The 20544-nt window shown below is 65.7% G+C and carries 17 protein-coding genes and 1 pseudogene; 14 read left to right on the top strand and 4 right to left on the bottom strand.

All coding sequences use genetic code 11. The annotated features are described in order from the left end of the window. Positions 1-147 precede the first annotated feature (147 nt). The 6 genes from NFW30_RS15880 to NFW30_RS15855 all read left to right on the top strand — a co-directional run bounded on the left by NFW30_RS15880 (position 148) and on the right by NFW30_RS15855 (position 10244). Positions 148-384 (top strand): type II toxin-antitoxin system Phd/YefM family antitoxin, encoded by a 237-nt coding sequence (locus NFW30_RS15880; RefSeq protein WP_295354192.1) that lies wholly within the window; start codon positions 148-150, stop codon positions 382-384. Continuing rightward, positions 381-788, top strand: a complete 408-nt coding sequence (locus tag NFW30_RS15875) for a PIN domain-containing protein (RefSeq protein ID WP_295354190.1) — start codon at positions 381-383, stop codon at positions 786-788. The genes NFW30_RS15880 and NFW30_RS15875 overlap by 4 nt, the downstream gene beginning before the upstream one ends. A 158-nt stretch (positions 789-946) precedes the next feature. Then, positions 947-2650: an efflux transporter outer membrane subunit gene (locus NFW30_RS15870; RefSeq protein WP_295354188.1), complete on the top strand. Its 1704-nt coding sequence runs from the start codon at positions 947-949 to the stop codon at positions 2648-2650. A gap of 36 nt (positions 2651-2686) precedes the next feature. Then, positions 2687-3865 carry an efflux RND transporter periplasmic adaptor subunit gene (locus NFW30_RS15865; protein ID WP_295354186.1) on the top strand — a complete coding sequence of 393 codons (1179 nt, stop codon included), beginning with the start codon at positions 2687-2689 and terminating at the stop codon, positions 3863-3865. A gap of 18 nt (positions 3866-3883) precedes the next feature. Continuing rightward, positions 3884-7063 carry an efflux RND transporter permease subunit gene (locus NFW30_RS15860; RefSeq protein ID WP_295354184.1) on the top strand — a complete coding sequence of 1060 codons (3180 nt, stop codon included), beginning with the start codon at positions 3884-3886 and terminating at the stop codon, positions 7061-7063. Between the two features lie 25 nt (positions 7064-7088). Next, positions 7089-10244 carry an efflux RND transporter permease subunit gene (locus NFW30_RS15855; RefSeq protein ID WP_295354182.1) on the top strand — a complete coding sequence of 1052 codons (3156 nt, stop codon included), beginning with the start codon at positions 7089-7091 and terminating at the stop codon, positions 10242-10244. Between the two features lie 117 nt (positions 10245-10361). Here the strand turns inward: NFW30_RS15855 and NFW30_RS15850 are convergent, their stop codons facing one another. Next, positions 10362-10700, bottom strand: coding sequence for a helix-turn-helix domain-containing protein (locus tag NFW30_RS15850; protein WP_295354180.1), 339 nt, complete (start codon positions 10698-10700; stop codon positions 10362-10364). A gap of 219 nt (positions 10701-10919) precedes the next feature. Between NFW30_RS15850 and NFW30_RS15845 the strand changes: the two genes are divergently transcribed. Next, on the top strand, positions 10920-11177 hold the full coding sequence (locus NFW30_RS15845) for a hypothetical protein (protein ID WP_295354177.1): 258 nt from the start codon (positions 10920-10922) through the stop codon (positions 11175-11177). An 8-nt stretch (positions 11178-11185) separates the two neighbouring features. Next, positions 11186-11599 (top strand): type II toxin-antitoxin system VapC family toxin, encoded by a 414-nt coding sequence (locus NFW30_RS15840; RefSeq protein WP_295354174.1) that lies wholly within the window; start codon positions 11186-11188, stop codon positions 11597-11599. Between the two features lie 198 nt (positions 11600-11797). Here NFW30_RS15840 and NFW30_RS15835 read toward each other — a convergent pair whose 3' ends face one another. Continuing rightward, on the bottom strand, positions 11798-12052 hold the full coding sequence (locus tag NFW30_RS15835; RefSeq protein WP_295354173.1) for an AbrB/MazE/SpoVT family DNA-binding domain-containing protein: 255 nt from the start codon (positions 12050-12052) through the stop codon (positions 11798-11800). A gap of 261 nt (positions 12053-12313) precedes the next feature. Here NFW30_RS15835 and NFW30_RS15830 point away from each other — a divergent pair, with 261 nt between their 5' ends. The 3 genes from NFW30_RS15830 to NFW30_RS15820 all read left to right on the top strand — a co-directional run bounded on the left by NFW30_RS15830 (position 12314) and on the right by NFW30_RS15820 (position 14781). Continuing rightward, positions 12314-12865: a Uma2 family endonuclease gene (locus NFW30_RS15830; RefSeq protein WP_295354171.1), complete on the top strand. Its 552-nt coding sequence runs from the start codon at positions 12314-12316 to the stop codon at positions 12863-12865. A 234-nt stretch (positions 12866-13099) separates the two neighbouring features. Beyond that, positions 13100-14548: a permease gene (locus NFW30_RS15825; protein ID WP_295354169.1), complete on the top strand. Its 1449-nt coding sequence runs from the start codon at positions 13100-13102 to the stop codon at positions 14546-14548. Then, on the top strand, positions 14545-14781 hold the full coding sequence (locus tag NFW30_RS15820) for a thioredoxin family protein (protein WP_295354166.1): 237 nt from the start codon (positions 14545-14547) through the stop codon (positions 14779-14781). The genes NFW30_RS15825 and NFW30_RS15820 overlap by 4 nt, the downstream gene beginning before the upstream one ends. A gap of 40 nt (positions 14782-14821) precedes the next feature. Here the strand turns inward: NFW30_RS15820 and NFW30_RS15815 are convergent. After that, positions 14822-15992: pseudogene (locus NFW30_RS15815) on the bottom strand (WYL domain-containing protein). Between the two features lie 589 nt (positions 15993-16581). Between NFW30_RS15815 and NFW30_RS15810 the strand changes: the two are divergent. From NFW30_RS15810 to NFW30_RS15800, 3 genes are read left to right on the top strand one after another with little or no spacing between them, the layout of a single operon-like run. Then, positions 16582-17022, top strand: coding sequence for a hypothetical protein (locus NFW30_RS15810; RefSeq protein ID WP_295354161.1), 441 nt, complete (start codon positions 16582-16584; stop codon positions 17020-17022). Then, positions 17015-18334, top strand: a complete 1320-nt coding sequence (locus tag NFW30_RS15805; protein WP_295354158.1) for a hypothetical protein — start codon at positions 17015-17017, stop codon at positions 18332-18334. Before NFW30_RS15810 ends, NFW30_RS15805 begins: the two co-directional genes overlap by 8 nt. Then, positions 18306-20102, top strand: a complete 1797-nt coding sequence (locus NFW30_RS15800) for a DNA cytosine methyltransferase (RefSeq protein WP_363322117.1) — start codon at positions 18306-18308, stop codon at positions 20100-20102. The genes NFW30_RS15805 and NFW30_RS15800 overlap by 29 nt, the downstream gene beginning before the upstream one ends. Here NFW30_RS15800 and vsr read toward each other — a convergent pair. Continuing rightward, positions 20077-20541: a DNA mismatch endonuclease Vsr gene (gene vsr / locus NFW30_RS15795; protein WP_295354156.1), complete on the bottom strand. Its 465-nt coding sequence runs from the start codon at positions 20539-20541 to the stop codon at positions 20077-20079. The two genes, NFW30_RS15800 and vsr, sit on opposite strands and share 26 nt — an antisense overlap. Positions 20542-20544 lie beyond the last annotated feature (3 nt).

Genomic DNA, 20544 nt, shown 5'->3' with positions numbered 1-20544 from the left:
CTGGCGTTCGCTTGTGGGTGTCGGCGCGTGCGCGCGGCTGCCCAGCATCCGGCTCGGCAGGGGGGCTCTTCTCCTGGTTCTCGCCGCGTTTGAATGCGTACGTCAGATGACGTAACATGTACGCAATCGCCTTCGAGGAAGACTGCCATGGCTCATCGCATGACTGCCACCCGCCTGCGTGCCGAACTGTTCAAGACCCTGGACCAGGTCGTCAGCAGTGGCGAGACGGTCGAGATCGAACGTCCCGGAGGAACCGTGCGCATGGTTCTGGCCGCGTCGGGCAGCCGCTTGGCCCGCCTCTCCCCTCACCCGGGCACGGTCAGCGGCAATCCGGAGGATCTGGCGAATCTCTCGTGGGACGACGCCTGGCAGCCGCTGCCGTGAGTCGAGTGCCGACGCCGGATCCGTCGCCGCTCTACCTCGACACCCACGTCCTCGTCTGGCTCTATCAGGATGGGGCCAAGCGCCTGACGCCAGCCGGCGGTCGTGCCATCGATGCCGCAGAACGGCTGCTGATCTCGCCCATCGTTGAACTGGAACTTGCGTACCTGCACGAGATCGGTCGCATCAACTGCAACGCGGCCACGCTCCTTGACGTCCTTCGCCGCGAAGTCGACCTCGAAACCTGCAAGCGACCGTTCGCTTCGGTCGTGGGCGCAGCGGTAGACCAGACATGGACCCGCGATCCCTTCGACCGGCTGATCGTGGCTCAGGCGGCCCATTGCCAGGCACCTCTTCTCACGGCCGATCGCAACATTCTGGTCCATTACCCGCGAGCTTTCTGGTAGTGCAGCTGTACCGGCGCCAGCCGGATTCGACGACAGGACGCGCTGCTCATCGTTGCTGCGCCATTCCCCCGCGTGCATCGCGCACTGGATGCGTCTGGTGATGGGCAAAAACCAGGCGGTACCCGAGCCAGTGCGGCTCCCGCGAACACGGTCCGGGATTGACGCTGCTTCACGGGAGCTCATACACTGCCGGTGGTGTCGCTCGATTCCCTATCCTTGTCCCTGGTTGCAGCATGACGGGCGCTCTGAGTTTCCTGACCTTACCGGTTGCCAGCCCTCGGCGCACCCGTTCGCGCGGCGACTGCCGGCCAGCACGGCGCGTGTGGCTTGCCTGTACGTTCGCCCTGCTGTCGTCCGCATGCATGATCGGTCCCGACTTCAAGCGCCCGCCCGTGGAGGTCGCGACCGACTGGATGGATGCCGGCAGCGGGACGATCGACTCCGGCCGGGCGCAGTACCGCGACTGGTGGTCGTCGCTCGACGATCCGGTCCTGTCGAAGCTGATCGACCTCGCCTATGAGCGGAACCTGAGCCTCCTGTCCGCCGGTGTACGCGTCCTCGAGGCGCGCGCCCAGCTGGGTGTTGCGATCGGCGAAATCTACCCGCAGCAGCAGCAACTGAGCGCCACGGCGAGCTACAACCGGATCCCGGTCTCGGTGCCCTATGCGCCCATTGACAACACGTTCTGGCAGCTCACGCTGGGCGCACAGGTCGGCTGGGAGCTCGACCTGTGGGGCAAGGTGCGGCGCGGCATCGAGTCGGCCAGCAGCGCCTTTCTCGCGTCGGTCGCCGCCTACGACGACGTGCTCGTCACCCTGACCGGCGACGTCGCCAGCGCCTACGTCAGGATTCGCACCATCGACGTGCAACTCGACATCGCCCGCGAGAACATCCTGCGCCAGCAAAAGGCGCTGGCGATCGCGCGTGCCCGCTTCGCCGGCGGCGTCGTGACCAGGCGCGACGTCTACCAGGCGGAGAACGTCCTCGGCGCCACCGAAGCGACGATCCCCCAGCTCACCATCGAGCGACGGAAAGCGACGAACGCGCTCAGCGTGCTGCTCGGCATGCCACCGGCGCCGCTCGACGACCTGCTGGCGGGAACGTCCGGGATCCCGGTCGCGCCCGCGAGCCTGGTCGTCGGCATTCCCGCCGACCTGCTGCGGCGCCGCCCCGACGTGCGCAAGGCGGAGCTCCACGCGGCAGCGCAGTCGGCGCAGATCGGCCTCGCCAAGGGCGCGCTCTTCCCCTCCTTCTCGCTCATTGGCAGCATCGGCAGGCTGAGTTCCGACGTCGGCCAGTCGAGCCTTGGCTCCGGCAGTGTCGGCTACTCCGCCGGGCCCGCGATCCAGTGGAGCATCCTCAACTACGGCCAGATCACCAACAACGTGCGCGTCCAGGATGCCAAACTGCAGGGGCTGCTCGTCGACTACCGGAACGTCGTGCTCAAGGCGCAGCAGGAGGTGGAGAACGGCATCACCGAGTTCAGCCAGTCGCGCGTCGAGGCGGCCTTGCTGCAGACGAGCGTCGTCGCCGCGACGGGCGCGTTCCAGATCGCCCTCCTGCAATACAAGGAGGGCACCGCTGACTTCAATGTCGTGCTGAACGCCGAGGAAAACCTCTACAAGGCACAGAACAGCCTCGCGGTCGCGCAGGGCAACATCCCGCTCGGCCTGATCAAGGCCTACCGCGCGCTCGGGGGCGGATGGGCGTTGCGCGATGGTCGCGATTTCGTGCCGCTGGCGACGCGGGAAGAGATGGCAGCCCGCACCGATTGGGGGGCGCCGGAGCTGTTGCGCCCGCAAGCGCCCGGCCTGCCGGGGCCCGAGGACGTCGGGCCCCTGTTCCGCCCGCCCGAGTGGTGATCCGCTGAGCCGGCCCGAGTGTACGGGAGAACGCAAATGATCGCTTCGAGCGGGCGCCGCTGCCGCGCTTTCCTGCTCGCCGTCGCGGCGGCGGTGGCGTCGATGCCCGGCTGCCGGGATGCGCAGGAGACCGCGGCCCCGCCGCCGCCGGCCGTCACCGTGGCCCGGCCGGTCAGCGAGAGCGTCGCCAACTACCTCGACTTCACCGGCAACACCGCGGCGACGCAGAAGGTCACCGTGGTGGCGCGCGTCGAGGGCTATCTCGAGAAGATCCACTTCACCGACGGTCAGCAGGTGAAAAAGGGCGATCTCCTGTTCACCATCCAGCAGGCGCAGTACCAGGCGCAGCTGAAGAAGGCGCAGGCGCAGGTGGCGGTGGAGAAGGCAGCGCTCTGGCACGCAACCACCGAGCTGCGCCGCTACACCGACCTGGTCCGGCAGGACGCCGCCACGCAGACGCAGGTCGACCACTGGCGAACGGAGAAGGAGCAGGCGGCGGCGAGGCTGCTCGCCGCGCAGGCACAGGTCGAAATCGCGCAGCTCACCCTGGGCTACACGCTGGTCAGGGCACCGATCGCCGGCCGCATCGGCCGGCACCTGGTCGACACGGGCAACCTCGTCGGCGGCATCGGCCAGCCAACGTCGCTCGCCGAGATCGAACAGATCGACCCCATCCACGTCTACTTCACCATCGACCAGCGCGAGCTCCTGCGGCTGATCGAGCGGCAGAAGGCGCTGCCGCGCGACGCGATCAGCCGCGGACTCGTTCCCGCGACCTTCGGCCTGCTCACCGAAGAAGGCCATCCGCACCAGGGGCACCTCGACTTCGCCGCCATCGGCATCGCGCCGACCACCGGCACCCTGCAGGTGCGCGGCGTCTTCGCCAATCGCGACCAGCGGATCCTGCCCGGCCTCTTCGCGCGGCTGCGGGTGTCCGCCCTGGAAGCGAAGGACGCCCTGCTGGTTCCCGGCGATGCCGTCCGCTTCGACCAGCAGGGCGAATACGTCCTCGTCGTCAATGCGCAGAACATCGTCGAACGCCGCGGCGTCAAGCTGGGGCTGCAGGTCGGCGACCGCCTCGTCGTCAGCGAAGGCCTCGCCGCCGACGACCTGGTGATCGTCGAAGGCCTGCTGCAGGCGGTTCCCGGTCGCGCGGTAAGCCCGCAACCGGCGGCGGCCAGCGCAGGCGCGGCGGCCGCCAGACCGGGCAGCTGAAGCACGGGGGAGGCCGGCGTGTCGCGATTCTTCATCGAACGGCCGATCCTCGCCAACGTCATCGCGATCATCGTCGTCGTGCTCGGGCTCGCCTGCCTGTTCACCCTGCCCGTCGCCCAGTATCCGCAGATCGTCCCGCCGACGATCCAGGTCGCGACCACCTACCCGGGCGCCAGCGCCGAGGTGGTCGCGACCACCGTCGGCATTCCGCTCGAGCAGGCGGTCAACGGCGTCGAGAATTCGATCGCCATGCAATCGACGAGCGGCAGTGACGGCAGCTACACGCTCACGCTCACCTTCGACGTCGGCACCAATCTCAACACCTCGATCGCGCTGGTGCAGAACGCGGTCAACAGCGCGCTCGCGCAGCTGCCGCAGGAAGTCCAGGCGCAGGGCGTCAGCGTGCAGAAGGTGAGCACCAACGTCCTGCTGATCGGCAGCCTCTATTCCCGGGACGACCGCTTCGACGAGACCTTCCTCAGCAACTACGCACTGATCAACCTGCAGAGCCCGCTGGCGCGCCTGCCCGGCGTCGGCCAGGTGCAGATCCTGGGCGCCGGGCCCTACAGCATGCGCATCTGGCTCGACCCGACGAAGCTCCAGTCCTATGGCCTGACGGTGCTCGACGTCCAGAACGCGATCCAGAACCAGAACGTGCAGGTCGCCAGTGGGCAGCTCGGTGCGGCGCCGGTCCCCTCCGACCAGATCTTCCAGTTCACCGTCCTGACGCTGGGGCGGCTGTCCGACGTCGCGCAGTTCGAGAACATCGTCGTCCGCAGCAAGCCGCCGGCGAGCCAGGCTGCGCAACTCCTGAGGGCGACGCCAACGGGCGAGACGGCCGCGATCGTTCGCCTCAAGGACCTGGCGCGGATCGAGCTGAGCCAGCAGACGTTCAACACCTTCTCCGGTCTCAGCGGCCGGAAAGCGGCGCAGATCAACGTCTACACCCTGCCCGGGGCGAACGCCCTCAAGGTGGCGGAAGAAGTGCGTCGAGCGATGGCGCAGATGCGCGAGAAATTTCCGCCGGGCCTCGAGTACACCGCGCTGCTCGACACCTCGGCGTTCATCGGCGATTCGATCGACGGCGTCTACCGGGCACTGATCGAGGCCGGGGTGCTGGTGCTGGTCGTCATCATGCTCTTCCTGCAGAACGCGCGCGCCATGCTGGTGCCCGTCGTCACGGTGCCGGTGACGGTCATCGGCGCCTTCGCGGCGATGGCTGCGCTCGGCTTCACCGTCAACCTGATGACCCTCTTCGCGCTCATTCTCGCCATCGGCATCGTCGTCGACGATGCGATCGTGATCGTCGAGAACAGCGCGCGCCACATCGAGCAGGGCCTCACGCCGAAGGACGCGGCGATCAAGGCGATGCGCGAGCTGACTGGCCCGATCCTCGGCATCACCCTGGTGCTCACCGCGGTGTTCCTGCCGGCGTCGTTCCTGCCCGGGATCACCGGCCAGATGTTCCGCCAGTTTGCCCTCGTCATCGCTGCCACCGCCCTCATCAGCGCGCTGATCGCGCTCACGCTCAACCCGGCGCAATGCGCGCTCTACCTCAGGGCGGACACCGGTGAGCGGCGGGTGAACGCCTTCTTCCGCGGCTTCAACCGGGTCCACGAAGCCGTCGAGCGGCGCTACATCGGCGTCGTGCGCTGGCTGACGGTTCATCCGCGCAGCATGGGCTGCCTGTTCGTGGCCATCGTCGCCGTCGCCGGAACGAGTTTCGCCCGCCATCCCACCGCCTTCCTGCCGGTCGAGGACCAGGGTTACTGCATCATCGTCGCCCGCCTTCCGCCCGGCGCCGCGCAGCCGCGCGTCCGCGAGCTGGCCGCCGACATCGACGCCGTGCTCGGCGCGATGCCAGGGATCAAGGGCTGGGTGACGAGCGGCGGCTACTCCGCGCTCGACTCGGCCACGCTCGCCAACGTCGTCACCGAGTACGTGATGTACGACGACTGGGCGCAGCGGCCAACGGGTTTCTCGCAGGCTAAGCTCATCGCCGATCTGCGCGAGCGGCTCGCGACCATCCGCAAGGCCGAGTTCGCCGTCCTCATTCCGCCGCCGATCCCCGGGCTCGGGCAGGCGGGCGGCTTCGAGATGGTGCTCGAGGACCGCGGCGGCATGGGCCCGCGTCCGTTCCAGGAGGTCGTCCGGCAGACCCTGTCGAGCGCGCGCGAGCAGCCCGAGCTGCGCGGCGTGACGACGACGTTCAGCGTCGACAGCCCGCAGCTCCATCTCGACATCAACCGGACGATGGCCGAGTCGCTGGGCGTCACCATCGACGACGTCTTCCAGACGCTGCAGACCTATCTCGGCTCGACCTATGTGAACCAGTTCAACAAGTTCAATCAGAGCCTGCAGGTGCGGGTACAGGGCGAGGCCGCGCAACGCCGGCAGTTGCAGGACATCGCCGACCTGCACGTCGCCAACCGCAGCGGGCAGATGGTGCCGCTCGGCGCCATCGTCAGCGTTCGCCGCACGCTCGGCTCGGAACTGGTCACCCGCTACAACCTCTATCCATCGGCATCGATCGTCGGCGGCGCGGCACCCGGCTTCAGCTCCGGCCAGGCGCTCGACGCCATGCAGCGCGTCGCCGTCGCCAAGCTGCCACCGGGAGTCGGCCACGACTGGAGCGGGCTCGCCTACCAGGAGCGGCTGCTCGGCAACCAGGCCTACTTCATCTTCGCGCTGTCGCTGACCCTCGTCTTCCTCACCCTCGCCGGCCAGTATGAAAGCTGGACCGATCCCGCGGTGGTGATCCTGTCGGTGCCGATCGCCCTCGTCGGGATCGTCGCCGCGCTCGCCATCCGCGGTTTTCCCGCCGACCTGTACACGCAGATCGGCGTCGTCCTGATGATCGCGCTGGCGGCGAAGAACGCGATCCTCATCGTCGAGTTCGCCAAGCAGCTGCGCGCCGACGGCATGTCGGCGACAGACGCGGCGGTCGAGGCCGCGCGCCGCCGCTTCCGGCCCATCGTCATGACGTCGATCGCCTTCATCCTCGGCGTCGTGCCGCTGCTGACCGCGACCGGGGCGGGCGCCGCCAGCCAGCAGGCCCTCGGCACGGTCGTCTTCGGCGGCATGCTCGCCTCGACCCTGATCGCCATTCCCTTCGTGCCCGGCTTCTACGTCGTGATGGAGAACTTCGCCGAGCGCAAGCGCCGGAGCGCCGCCGCCGGGCGGCCGCCGGCGCCGTAGGCGCGCGCGGCGGCGCTCGCGACCCATGTCGACCTTCTTCATCGACCGCCCCATCCTCGCCAACGTCATCGCGCTGGTCACGCTCCTGCTCGGTGCCGTCTGCCTGTACGGGCTGCCCGTCGCGCAGTACCCGCAGATCGTCCCGCCGACGATCCAGGTGGCGACCAGCTTCGCCGGAGCCGATGCCGAGACGGTGGCGAACACGATCGCCATTCCGCTCGAGCGTGCCGTCAACGGGGTCGAGAACTCGATCTACCTGCAATCGACCAGCGGCAGCGACGGCAGCTACACGCTCACCGTCACCTTCGCCATCGGCACCGATCTCGACACCTCGCTGGCGCTGGTGCAGAACGCCGTGAACAGCGCCGTGCCGCAGTTGCCGCAGCCGGTGCGGGCGCAGGGGGTGAGCGTGCGCAAGCTCAGCACCAACATCCTGCTGATCGCCAGCCTCTTCACGCAGGACGACCGCTTCGACGAGACCTTCCTCAGCAACTACGCGATCATCAACCTGCTGAGTCCGCTGGCGCGCCTGCCCGGCGTCGGCCAGGTGCAGGTCTTCGGCGGCGCGCCGTACAGCATGCGCGTCTGGCTCGACCCGGGCAAGCTGAAGGCCTACGGGCTGACCGCCATGCAGGTGCAGCGGGCGATCGAGCGGCAGAACGCGCAGGTCGTCGCGGGGCAGGTCGGCGGCCCGCCGGCGGCGGCGGAGCAGTTCCTCCAACTCACCGTGAACGCGCTCGGCCGGCTGTCGACCGTCGCCCAGTTCGAAGAGATCGTCGTCAGCAGCGAGCCGCCGCCGATCCGCAGCGCGGCGGCCGCGAGCGCCGCGCAGCCGCTGCAGACCGCCTCGCTGGTGCGCCTGAAGGACGTCGCCCGGGTCGAACTGAGCCAGCAGGCATTCACCGTCTTCTCCAGCCTGAACGGTAGGAAGACCGCACACGTGGCGGTCTTCGCGCTGCCGGGAGCGAACGCGCTGCAGGTTGCCGGCGAGGTGCGCGCGCTGCTGGCCGGCATGCGCCAGGACTTTCCGCCCGGTCTCGAGTACACCTCGCTCTACGACACCACTGTCTTCATCCAGCAGTCGATCAGCGCCGTCTACGAGACGCTGCTCGAGGCCGGCGTGCTGGTGCTGGTCGTCATCCTGCTCTTCCTGCAGAACGCGCGCGCCATGCTGGTGCCGGCGACGACGGTGCCGGTGACGATCATCGGCGCCTTCGCGGGGATGGCGGCGCTCGGCTTCACCGTCAACCTGATGACCCTCTTCGCACTCATCCTGGCAATCGGCATCGTCGTCGACGACGCCATCGTCATCGTCGAGAACAGCTCGCGCTACATCGAACAGGGCCTCGCGCCCAGGGAGGCGACGATCGAGGCGATGCGCGAGCTGACCGGCCCGATCCTCGGTGTCACGCTGGTGCTCACCGCGGTCTTCCTGCCGGCGTCGTTCCTGCCCGGCATCAGCGGCCAGATGTTCCGCCAGTTCGCGCTCGTCATCGCCGCCACCGCAATGATCAGCGCGCTCAATGCGCTGACGCTCAAGCCGGCACAGTGCGCGCTCCACCTCAAGCCGTGCCCGCCGCAGCAGCGCCCGAACGCGTTCTACCGCGGCTTCAACCGCACCTACGGCGCGCTCGAGGAGCGCTACCTCGCCCTCGTCGGCTGGATGGCGCAGCGGCCGCGCAGCATGGCGTGCGTCTTCCTGGTGCTGGTCGGGCTCGCCGCCGGCGTCTTCGCCGTCTACCCGACGGCGCTGATGCCGCTCGAGGACCAGGGCTACTGCGTCGTCACCGCCAGGCTGCCGCCCGGCGCGGCGCAGCCGCGCGTGCGCGAGGTCGCCGCCCGGGTCGATGCCCTGCTCGGCAAGACCCCCGGCGTCCGCGGCTGGGTGACGATCGGCGGCTATTCCGCGCTCGACTCGGCCAGGATCGCCAACGCCGTGACGACCTTCGTCATCTACGACGACTGGGACAGGCGCCCGCCAGGATTCTCCCAGTTGCAACTGATCGGCGAGCTGCAGCAGCAGTTCCGGTCGATCCCGCAGGCGAGCTTCGCCGTCCTGCCGCCGTCGCCGATTCCCGGCCTGGGGGTTGCCTTTGGCTTCCAGATGATGATCGAGGATCGCGCGGGCCTCGGGGCGCGGGGGCTGCAGGCGGCGACGGACGAACTGCTGCGCCGGGCGAGCGACGAGCCCGGGTTCCTTCGCCTCGCTTTCACCACCTTCAGCGCCGACAGCCCGCAGCTCCTTCTCGATCTCGACCGCAACCTGGCCAGGGCCCTCGGCGTTCCCGTCGACGAGGTGTTCCGGACGGTGCAGACGCATCTCGGATCGAGCTACGTGAACCTGTTCAACCAGTTCAACCAGAGTTTCCAGGTGCGCGTGCAGGCCGATGGGGACTACCGCCGCAGCGTCGAGGACATCCGCAATCTCGCCGTCGCCAACCGCAGCGGACAGATGGTGCCGCTCGGCGTGCTCGCCGATCTGCGCCCGATGCTCGGCCCGGAGCTGATCTATCGCTTCAACCTCTACCCGGCCGCCGCGCTCATCGGCATCCCGACGCCGAAGTACAGCTCGGGCGAGGCGCTCGGCCGGATGCACGATCTCGCCGCGGCGACGCTGCCGCCCGGCATGGCCTACGAGTGGACCGGGCTCGCCTACCAGGAAAAGCTGATCGGCAACCAGTCCTACTTCCTCTTCGCGCTGTCGATCGTCCTCGTCTTCCTCGTCCTCGCGGCGCAGTACGAGAGCTGGACCGATCCACTCGCCGTCGTCCTGACGGTGCCGATGGCGCTAGTCGGCATCGTCATCGCGCTGCTGCTGCGGCGCTTCCCGATCGACATCTACACGCAGATCGGCCTCGTGCTGATGACCGCGCTGGCGGCCAAGAACGCGATCCTCATCGTCGAGTTCGCGCGTCTGTTGACGGCCGCCGGAATGGCGCCGACCGAGGCGGCGATCGAAGCGACGCGGCGCCGGTTCCGGCCGATCGTCATGACCTCGCTGGCCTTCATCCTCGGCGTCGTGCCGCTGCTCACCGCCACCGGGGCCGGCGCAGCGAGCCAGCAGGCGCTCGGTACCGTCGTCTTCGGCGGCATGCTGGCCTCCACCTTTCTCGCCATACCCTTCGTTGCCGTCTTCTACGTGCTCATGCACCGCCCCGCCGCGAGCGGGTCAGCGCCTTGAGCGAGCGAGCAGCGATGGCTGCGCATGGCTGGTGGCAGGGGCCCGGAGATGGTCGCCACGGTTGAGCAGTCAGCAGACAGCCCGCGCGGTGGTGCTGTGGGCGCCAGCGCGCGTGCTTCATGCTTCCGCCAGTTCCTGCGACAACTCGGGGTGCTTGACGATCAGCCGAAGCAGGCACAGGACGCCTCCCGGGGGCGTGAACCGGCCGTGTTCCCAATCTCGCAACGTTGCCACGGGGGTTTGAATGCGCGCAGCGAAGGCCGCCTGGGTCAGGCCGGACTTTTCCCGCGCCTGGCGCACCAAGATCCGCCCTGGCGTTGTTGCCCGCCCGAGACCCGCCTTCGCCTCCAACAGCGCCTGACGCAGATCAGGCAGGGATTCACCGGCATCGGACTCAATGGCCGCTGTCACCTTCTGGACGGCACCGGCGTCGGTGATGACGGCGATGATTCGCATCTCGCCGCCGCAGCGTGCACAGACGAGCGGAAAGACCTCATGTCAGCAATGCCGGAAGATTCCTCGCGGCAAACGCGATTGGGCAAACGATTCGTCGTCACCGACGGATTTCGACACCGGAATTCCGCCCTGACCTTGACGAAAGTCCTTGCGGCGCCTTGCTCCCGGAAATATCATCATTGTTGAAATATTCCACAACCGGAGCAAGCCATGGCTACCATGAACTTCAGCGTTCCTGACGACGTCAAGGAAAGCTTCAACCAGACCTTTGCCAACCAAAACAAGAGCGCCATCGTGACCCGCCTGTTGCAGGAAGCCGTCGCGCAGGCGCGGCGCAAGGCGCAAAGCGACGCCGCGTTCATGCGTATCCTCGTGCGCCGGCAACAGGCGCCGCATGTTTCCAGCGAGGAGATCCTCCAGATGCGCGACGATATCCGGGCCGAATCCGACAGCGCCCACGGCATCCCGGGGCGATGACCCGCTATGTGATCGACGCCAGCGTCGCGATCAAATGGTTCCTGCCCGATGCGGCGGACGAAGCCGATACGCTGCAAGCGCTGGAGCTGTTTCTGCGACTGCGGGCGGCGGAAGTCTCGCTGGTGCAGCCGGCGCACTGGAAAGCCGAGGTAGCCAGCGTGCTGGCGCGCCGCGCGCCGACCACTGCCGCCGCCGACCTTGACGACCTGAACCTGCTCGAAGGCATCCAGGTCATCGACACGCCGATGATCCATCATCGCGCCGTGGAGCTTGCCGTCGGCTTGTCACACCACCTGTTCGACACGCTGTACCACGCCACCGCGATCGAAAGCGAAGCGCTGATGATTACTGCCGACCGCCGCTACCATGACAAGGCGGCCCATCTCGGACGCATCGTGCTGCTCGAACAGCTTGCCGCATGAACGACATCGAGTTCCGGGGACAGCCGGAGTTCCAGTCCGTGTGCCCGCCCGCTTCGATCCAGCGCAGGCGTTGCACTTCGCCCGCGACCTGCAGATCTGCCCACGGACCGAAGTGATCGTCGCCCCAGGCGCCTGCCCACTGCGGCGGAAACGCATCGGGACCGCGACGCTGCCATTCGGCAAGATCGAAGACGGCACTCATCGTACCGCAGCGTCGGGCAACGCACCCGGGCCATTGGCGACTCCGACGCAGACCACCCTGTGCGAATCGAGGCCGGCGGCGAGCCACTGCTTCTCGATTTCGACGGGATAAACCGCCGCAGGACGCAGCACGATGGCGCCGTCACCGGTGGTGTCGACCAGCAGCGCGATATCGCCTTCGAGTCCGAGCTTTTTCAGTATCGATCGGGGAATCGATACCCGTCCCTTCTTGCCGAGCTTGACCAACTCCATGAGAACCATCCTCAATCAACCCGCCACGCCGGAAACCGGGAAATCATGCCGCACGCCCGGGCGACCCGGAAGCGATCCAACAACGCGTTGCCCGCCACCGTTTGCGCGCTCCATGAGGTCCTTTCGCCGCCCAGCGGCGCTGTAGCGAAGCACTCCCGCAATGCGAAGACCAAGCTTGACGGCCATCGGCCGGGCTTCATACACTGATGAGGCTCCGTCGGACCCCCGGTCCGTCTGCAAACGAAGGGAATCATCAGCGCCATGCCCATGCGGCCAGCAAGCGAAGCCTACACGGTGCAGGATTACCAGCAATGGCAAGGTGACTGGGAGCTGATTCACGGCCAACCGGTAGCCATGGCCCCGTCGCCCAGCTTCGATCATCAGCGGGTGAGCGCCGCCGCATTCCGGCAACTCGACGAATCCCTCGACGATTGCCCGCACTGCCAGGCGGCGTTTGAGGTGGACGTGGAATTTGCCCAGGACACCGTCGTCCGGCCCGACGTGCTGGTGATCTGCTACCAACCTGAGGGTGAACGGCTGACCCGCGCCCCCGATCTGATTTTCGAAGTCATCTCGCCCAGGACTGCCCGCCGGGATGAAGTCCTCAAGTTCGATCTTTACCGCGCGGAAGGCGTGTCCCATTACGTGCTGGTCTACCCGGAGGCAAAAAAGGCCAAGGTGTGGCGTCTGGTGCAGGGCGAATATCGCAAGGTCGGCGACTTCCACGACGAAAGCTGCCGTTTCGAACTGTCCCGATGCGCCCTTGATTTCGATTTCGGCCGCCTGTGGAAGCGCAAGGGCGTCCAGGCGTGAAGGCCCCCGGATGTCGCGCGTGCCCCGTGCCCGGGCGGCGGGTTTCGTTGCAGCCGATGCCGTGAACGAAAGAAGGGTCGGATCGGGTGAGTCGCCAGGGCGACTTTCACGGCAGGCCGCCATGACCGGGATGGGCGCGTGCTCGATTCCGGCCTTGCTGGTGGCGAAGGTCGCGAACGCCTCGAAGCGGCCGTACGCAAGGACGCAGAAAACCTGGTCAACGGGGAATGACCCATGAACTGGATGATGACCGCGTTGCAAGGTGGCCTTGCCAGCCTCATCTCCTATCTTGCCGCCCACGTGCTGCTCTGTCTGGTGCCGGCCTTCTTCATCGCCGGCGCGCTGTCGGCCCTGGTGCCGCAGCAGTCGATCATCCGTTTCCTCGGACCCGATGCGCCGAAGTGGAAGTCCTACTCGGCCGCCGCCGGCGCCGGCAGCCTGCTGGCCGTCTGCTCCTGCACCATCCAGCCGTTGTTCGCCGGCATCTACAAGAAAGGTGCTGGCCTTGGCCCGGCGGTGACCTTCCTGTTCTTCGCGCCTGCAGCCAACATCCTGGCCCTGGCCTATACCGGTGTCGCACTCGGCGCCGAGTTCGCCACTGCCCGCATCCTGCTGGCGCTGTCGTTCGGCATTGGCATCGGCATGATCATGGCCATCATCTTCCGCGAGACGGACGTGGCGCGGGTGGCTGGTGCCCAGACCTTTGCCGAAGGTGGTGGCATCCCGGGCAAGACGCTGCTCTTCATCGGCGCGCTGGTGGCACTCCTGATTTCCGGTACGCTGAAGCTGGACTTCCTGCAGGCCGTACTGTTCGCTGCGGAACTGCCGTGGGGCGGCGCAACGGCCATCCAGCAAGCCCTCGACCGCTGGGTGCCGGTCGATGAAGCCGTCGGTGCGGAAGGCCTGAGCCTGCAAGGGGCCATCCTGATTGCCCTGCTGGCGGCCATCGGCGTGTTCGCCTGGCGAGGGCTGGGCAAGGTCGATGAAGGCTTCAACCGCTGCACGCCCATCGCCCTTGGGCTGACGATCCTGACCCTGGTGTTTGCCGCGCTGGGCTGCAAGGTGAACGATGCCGGCATCGCGCTGACCGTGACCGGGCGAAGCCTCGCGGTGACGCTGTCCTGTCTGGCGCTCGTTCCCTTGGCTCGCCGCTTCGATCCCTGGGATGTGCAGCAGTGGCTGTGGGAAACCGGACGCTTCGTGAAGCAGATCTTTCCGCTGCTGGTGGTCGGCGTGTTCCTCGTCGGTGTCATCCGCGTGTTCATCCAGCCCGAGTGGATTCGCATGGTGGCTGGCGAGAACACCGTGCTGGCCAATCTGGCTGGCGTCGTGTTCGGCGTCTTCATGTATTTCCCGACGCTGGTCGAAGTCCCCATCGCCAAGATGTTCCTGTCGCTCGGCATGCACCCGGGGCCGCTCATTGCCTACCTGATGGCCGACCCGGAACTGTCCCTGCAGAGCATCCTGATCACCGCCGCCATCATCGGCAAGCTGCGGGCCTGGACCTATGTCGGGCTGGTGGCGCTGTTCTCGACGGTGTCGGGCCTGGCCTACGGCGCCTGGGTCGATGGCACGTCGTCATGGATGCTGGCGGGTCTGATTGGCGGCTTCATTGCGCTGATCATCGGTACCCTGAACTGGATTGAAGCCCATCGCAAGACTCTCATAGAGGTGAAAGCATGATCATCAAGATTCTCGGAAGTGGCTGCGCCAAGTGCAATCGCCTCGAACAACTGACCCGCGAGGCCGTGGCCGAGCTCGGAATCGAGGCGACCTTTGAGCATGTGAAGGAGATGGACAAGATCATGGCCTATCCGATCATGACGACGCCGGCACTGGTGGTCGACGAGCACGTCAAGGTTGCCGGGCGCATTCCGAGCAAGGCTGAATTGGTCGGCTGGCTGAAGGCCGGCTGATTCCCGGATTTCGGGCGCGCCGGCCGAATCGAGCCAACGGTCATGGCTTCGCCGGACACTCCGGATGACGAAAGCCATGACCGTTCGCCTCTGCCCCGACTCCTCTCCCGCGAGCGGGCGAGGGGAGATTCGTCATCGTCACCCGTCGGTCGGCATCGCTTTCCGGAGGCGGCCCAGAGCCGCTGCCCGAACCGGCGGCAAGCCGCAAGTGGCACCTGCCGCGAAGCCGATTCCGCGCGCAGGAGCAGGCTTGGATGCATCGTGCGCTGCGCGGCATCGACGGACAGTCGTGCAGCCGATCAGCTGCTGGATCCGTAGCGCGCGCTGGTCCTGCCGCGAACTCCGCAGCCACCCGCGCCCTGAGCGCTTCCGGCGCGACGAGCTCGCAGTCGCCGCCGTACTTCATGATGTCCATGATCAATTGACGGTCGTCGGTGTAGGGAACACGCAGCTCGTAGCGGCTGGCGGCGAGAAACGCGCCCGCTCCGGCGTGAAGCGCGTACCGCCCAGGCGATGCGCTCCCCCGACAATAGGCCGTAGCCCGATCCCGGCACTTCGTCGAGGCGCTGGTCGGCGACGTCGCGGACGAGCGTGTCGAGGACTTCGGCGTGCGCGATGGCGTCGACCGCGAAGGCGCGCGGGCCGTCCCGCAGATGGCACCGGGTGTCGAGGTACCCCTTACCGCGGTGGCGGTTGAGGCGTTGCGACGAGACCTCGCGTTGCGTCACCTCGTCGGTGCCGCGCGCATGGTAGCGGATCAGCAGGCGTTTTCGCCGCAGCAGGGCGGAGCCGACGCTCTGGAAGTGGTCCAAGTGCAATTCGCGGGCACCGACCGTCTGGATACGGATGCGGCGCTGCACCTCCTCGGCCGGGTTGTCGGCGCTGCCGAGCAGGCCGGTGAGACGGGCGAGCAGGCCGCCGGTGTCGAGGTTCGACAGGAGATGATGCATGGTCAGCAGCGCATGGATTTCCTCGGCGCTGAACCACAGGCCGGGCAGCTCATAGTGCGCGCCGACCCGCTGTCCGGCCTTCTCGAAGCGGTAGCCGCCCAGGTTGCGGTCGAAGCGGATCGGCGCGTTCAGGCGGTCGCGCATGTAGGCGAGGTCGCGCTTGAGCGTGGCCCAGGAGACGCCGAGACGTTCCTGCAACTCCTTGCGGGTGACGCAGTGGCGTGCGCCGAGAATCTGGTCGATCTGATAAATACGTTCCATGTTGTTCATGGCAGTCCTCGAGTGATCCGCGGTCTCAGTCATCGCCTTGCTGTGAGCCCGCCGCCTGGCATCCTCGCACAGGACGGGAGGCAACGCAGGGGCCAGGCGCGTTTGCAGAAATCCGATACAACATCCGGTCCTTGGGCCCCGATGCTTGTTCACGGTGAGCCAAGGTTGGCCGCGAGCGACCGGTCAGAAGCCGCCATTGGGCTGAGCTGCGGATTCTCTCGACTTCCCGACCGCTCCTGTGCAGGAAGCGGCCACTGGGTGTAGGATGGCGGCGGTCGGTGACCGGCCGGTAGCGGCCGCAGCGGCCCCTGAAGATCGAGCAGCCCGAGCGGCAGGTAACCGATCAGAGACCGGCCGCTCGGCGCTGTAGTGGGTCGGCCTGCTTTTCGGCCAGAGCAGTCATTGGGGGTGGCTAGGATGCATGGCTGAAGTCGCACGGATTGCTGTCGCTGTCAGCTTGAATGGCCTGACCGTTGGCGTTCCCGGATGACGAACGCGAACTACCGGTCCATTTTGGCCAGTACCATCGAATGGGCTGGTAAACTCAACGGCGGTACTTGTCTCCCCTGCCCTGAACACGATGAAGCGTCGCTACGCACAGTTCAATCCCAAACGCAAACTACTCTCGCCCGCTGAGGTGGAAGTTCGCGTGGCCGAACTCCGTGCGTTGGCCAGTCGCGCTCGCTATGGCGGCAACCCGGAGCATAAGAAGAACCCCGGCGATTTTGGGCTCGTTCCACCTTCCGATCCAAGACAAGGGAAATCGCTGTGCGATTTCGCCAAGATTCTCAAGCGTAACGAAGCTGAAGCGTTACTTCGCGCGGGACTGCGCAAGGGCCTTGTCAGCGACCGGATGGTTGGCGATTGGCCGAAGAACGTATGGGCAGTCACTGACGACGGTCTTGCCGTGGAAGCGCAGCTTGAAAGCCCGGATTTGGGGACCTATCACGGGTACCCCATGCCTGAGACTGATCCCCTGTCGCTGGAAGTCATTCGTCGCTGGCGGTGCCTCAATGGCTGAGCTGCGCATCGACGCAAAGTGGATGGCATCAGTATCCGGGGAACCGGAAGTCATGGCCACAGCAGCCTGTGTCGAGATGTATGTCGACAACATCAGCCTGACTCGGAACCAGGACATCTGGGCGGAGACCGTGCGTGACAACGTCTTTGTCTCTGCCTACCCGCTGGCCATGTGGTTTGCGAGTTCGTGGTGGCGCCTCAACCATGAGCCCTTGCCAACGCAGCAGCCTCGCCATGACTGGCGTATGGTCCATGAACTCGGTGCAGCCAATCACGGCTTCGTATGGCCGCGCGTCATCTTCATCCCAGATGGTGAGGCGATTCACGTGTGGGCCGGGACGTCGATGATGCCGGAGCAGTCGGTGCAGTACCTGCAAGCGCTGGAGGTGCCGAGAATGATCACGTTGACTGGCTTTCAGCAGAGCGTCGAGCGCTTCATATACAGCGTGCTGGCCCGCCTGGATGCCAAGGGGCTCGCTGGGTCGAATTTGGCGCACCTGTGGGCCCTCGTGCAGGAAGACTTGGCCGACCCCGAGGCGGTCCGCCGGCGGAAGCTGGAGGCCGAACTGGGATTTGATCCCGAGGAGTGTCCGGAGCAAGCGCTGGACGCGGCGCTGCAGCGGGAGAGCCAGGTCGGAGACGCGGCACTTTCAGAACTGGCACCGGCGATTGCAGCGTCGGGAGGACCCCCGGATTTGGCGCTGATTGGGCAGCTGGCCAGCGCCGACGGAATTGTTGGCAGCCCCGATGTCTCGCCTGGCAGCATCGATCACCTGGACCACGGGGCACCCTGGGAGCGCGCGGTTCATGACGCTCGTGCGCTTCGCAACAAGATTGGCAATGTCAGAGGCCCAGTTCCCGACCGCAGTCTGCATGACCTGCTTGGCATGAGCAGTGAAGCTGCGGCCAAATACTCGGTGCCGGTTGGACGGTCGCCAGTCGCGGTGGCGATACCGACGAACGATCACCGGTTGAAGTTCGTTCCGCGCAAGCGCAACCCTGGCGGGAAACGCTTCGAGTTGGCACGTTTCCTGGGCGAGTACCTCCGTCCCGCGGCTGACGAATTGCGTTGGCTTGTATCAACCGACCTATGGACTTTCCGTCAGAAGTACCAGCGCGCTTTCGCCGCAGAGTTTCTTTGCCCCATCGATTCATTGACGTCTTTCCTGAACGGTGATTTCTCTTCCTACGCCATCGAAGAAGCCGCCGCCGAGTTCGACGTCAGCGAGCAGACGATAACGAGCCTGTTGCGCAACAATGGCTACATGCACGATCACTGGACCGATGGCATGCCGTATCGAATGGCAGCCTGATCTGCTTTTCGTGATCTCAACTTCCGCTTACGGTCGAGAGTTCGCGTTCCCCAAGGCAGTAGCTGATTTTCAACCGACCCAAGCCGCTAACGACAGCAATCCAGGGGATACCGGCTCTCGACCGTCGCCACCCGCAATGGCCGGTGAGGTCGACGAGCGGGAAGACGTCCCAGGTTTGTGCGACAACCAACGCCTCGACCATCAAACCAAGGAATTGATGCCGACACCGATTCCGGTTGTAGATCTCTTTGCTGGCCCAGGGGGGCTCGGAGAAGGTTTCTCTTCACTAACGGACAGATCGGGCTCGCGGATCTTTGACGTTCGCGTCTCCATTGAGAAAGATCCTGTCGCGCACAGGACGCTCTCGCTTCGCGCCCTGTTCCGCAGTTTTCCAGAAGGGAGTGCCCCTGACCCCTATTACGATTATGTGAGGGGTGATATCACCAGGGCAGAAGTGCTCTCTCATCCTTCAATAACGGATGCTTCGCGTGCGGCCTACGCCGAGGCGAAGAACGCGACGTTGGGCGAAACTCCGCGCGAGAAGGTTGACCAGTGGATCCGCGAGTCCATCAGGAATAGCGATCCGTGGATCCTGATAGGAGGTCCACCCTGCCAGGCATACTCGATTGCGGGACGTTCACGGATGCGTGGGGCCGACCCGAAGGCGTTCGAAGAGGACAAGCGCCATTTTCTCTACAGGGAGTATCTGCGAATCATCCGCAGCTTCGGCCCGGCCATCTTCGTGATGGAAAACGTCAAGGGCATCCTTACGTCCAAACATGGTGGGTCGCTCATCTTCGAGCGGATACTGGACGATCTCTCCTGGCCCGGCAACGGTCTTGAATATGACATACGATCATTCGTGGTTGATGGTCACGGTGACAGCGTCAGGCCCCGGGACTTCATCATCGAAGCCGAGAATTTTGGCATCCCGCAGATGCGCCACAGGGTCATTCTTTTCGGAGTGCGGCGCGATCTGTCATGGCTCGATCATGACGTGCTGTCGCCGGCGACGACCGGCAGGGTATCGGTGCGGCAGGCCATTTCAGGTTTGCCACTCTTGCGCAGCCGTCTGTCGAGGGAGCCGGATTCCTTCGAGTCGTGGTTCCAGGTGATCAGGGAAGCTCCACGCAGCCTCAAGGGATGGAGGACCAAGACCAGAGAAAAGATCGAGGAGTGGATGCGCGAAGCGGCGACGAGAGCCGCAGCACACCAGTCGACCGGGGGCAGGTTCGTGGCAGGTGACGTGAACACCGAGACCTCGATGCCGACAGCCCTTCGTTCCTGGTATCACGATCCGCGGCTCGGAGGAACCACGCTGCACGAAACCCGTGCCCATATGCGTTCAGACCTTCACCGTTATCTGTTCGCTTCCTGTTATGCCGCCGAGTTCGGCTATTCACCCAAACTGGCACAATTTCCAAAGGGGCTCCTGCCGGAACACTGCAACGTGAAAGCTGACAGCATACCTTTCACCGATCGCTTTCGCGTCCAAGTCAGCCAGTATCCATCCACTACTGTCGTATCGCACATATCGAAGGACGGGCACTACTATATTCATCCCGATCCATCACAGTGTCGAAGCCTTACCGTGCGGGAGGCAGCTCGTTTGCAGACCTTTCCGGACAACTACTTCTTTGAGGGCAACAGGACCGAGCAGTACGTCCAGGTCGGAAATGCCGTGCCACCCTACCTGGCCCGGCAGATAGCAGGAGTGGTCTCCGATTTCCTGGCGAGGGCTGCTACGGAGCAGCGGAATCACGCATAGCTATCTCGCCAACCGGCGCACCATCATCAACCCACCGGTGAACCAGTGCGCCGATGGACAGCACGACCGACTTGTCACGAGTGGCACATTCCCACACCGTCAGCACCCGCCAGCCTGCTGAGCGCAGTGCCTCGGCGGCTCGTCTGTCACGCTCGACGTTGCCATCAAGCTTGTTGCGCCAGAAATTGGTGTTGGACGATGGCAGTTTTGCAAATCGGCATCCGGCATGATGATGCCAGAAACAGCCATGAACGAAGATGGCTACCTTCCTACCCGGTAGAACGATGTCCGGCCCACCGGGGAGATCACTTCGATGCAGGCGGAAGCGGAATCCCTCGGCGAACAGCGCGCGGCGAACGAGCATTTCCGGCTTGGTATCTTTCCCAAGGATGCCTGCCATCATCCGGCTGCGTTTCTCAGGAGTGACAATGTCGGCCATCGC

This window comes from Accumulibacter sp. (genome assembly GCF_023806635.1).
GTDB lineage: Bacteria > Pseudomonadota > Gammaproteobacteria > Burkholderiales > Rhodocyclaceae > Accumulibacter.
This window is presented reverse-complemented; position numbering and strand designations above follow the sequence as displayed.

Bases quoted from the DNA above. Each gene is read 5' to 3' on its own strand.
- NFW30_RS15880 (WP_295354192.1), top strand. From the start codon at position 148: ATGGCTCATCGCATGACTGCCACCCGCCTGCGTGCCGAACTGTTCAAG.
- NFW30_RS15865 (WP_295354186.1), top strand. From the start codon at position 2,687: ATGATCGCTTCGAGCGGGCGCCGCTGCCGCGCTTTCCTGCTCGCCGTC.
- NFW30_RS15855 (WP_295354182.1), top strand. From the start codon at position 7,089: ATGTCGACCTTCTTCATCGACCGCCCCATCCTCGCCAACGTCATCGCG.
- NFW30_RS15850 (WP_295354180.1), bottom strand. From the start codon at position 10,700: ATGCGAATCATCGCCGTCATCACCGACGCCGGTGCCGTCCAGAAGGTG.
- NFW30_RS15845 (WP_295354177.1), top strand. From the start codon at position 10,920: ATGAACTTCAGCGTTCCTGACGACGTCAAGGAAAGCTTCAACCAGACC.
- NFW30_RS15835 (WP_295354173.1), bottom strand. From the start codon at position 12,052: ATGGAGTTGGTCAAGCTCGGCAAGAAGGGACGGGTATCGATTCCCCGA.
- NFW30_RS15830 (WP_295354171.1), top strand. From the start codon at position 12,314: ATGCCCATGCGGCCAGCAAGCGAAGCCTACACGGTGCAGGATTACCAG.
- NFW30_RS15825 (WP_295354169.1), top strand. From the start codon at position 13,100: ATGAACTGGATGATGACCGCGTTGCAAGGTGGCCTTGCCAGCCTCATC.
- NFW30_RS15820 (WP_295354166.1), top strand. From the start codon at position 14,545: ATGATCATCAAGATTCTCGGAAGTGGCTGCGCCAAGTGCAATCGCCTC.
- NFW30_RS15810 (WP_295354161.1), top strand. From the start codon at position 16,582: ATGAAGCGTCGCTACGCACAGTTCAATCCCAAACGCAAACTACTCTCG.
- NFW30_RS15805 (WP_295354158.1), top strand. From the start codon at position 17,015: ATGGCTGAGCTGCGCATCGACGCAAAGTGGATGGCATCAGTATCCGGG.
- NFW30_RS15800 (WP_363322117.1), top strand. From the start codon at position 18,306: ATGGCATGCCGTATCGAATGGCAGCCTGATCTGCTTTTCGTGATCTCA.
- vsr (WP_295354156.1), bottom strand. From the start codon at position 20,541: ATGGCCGACATTGTCACTCCTGAGAAACGCAGCCGGATGATGGCAGGC.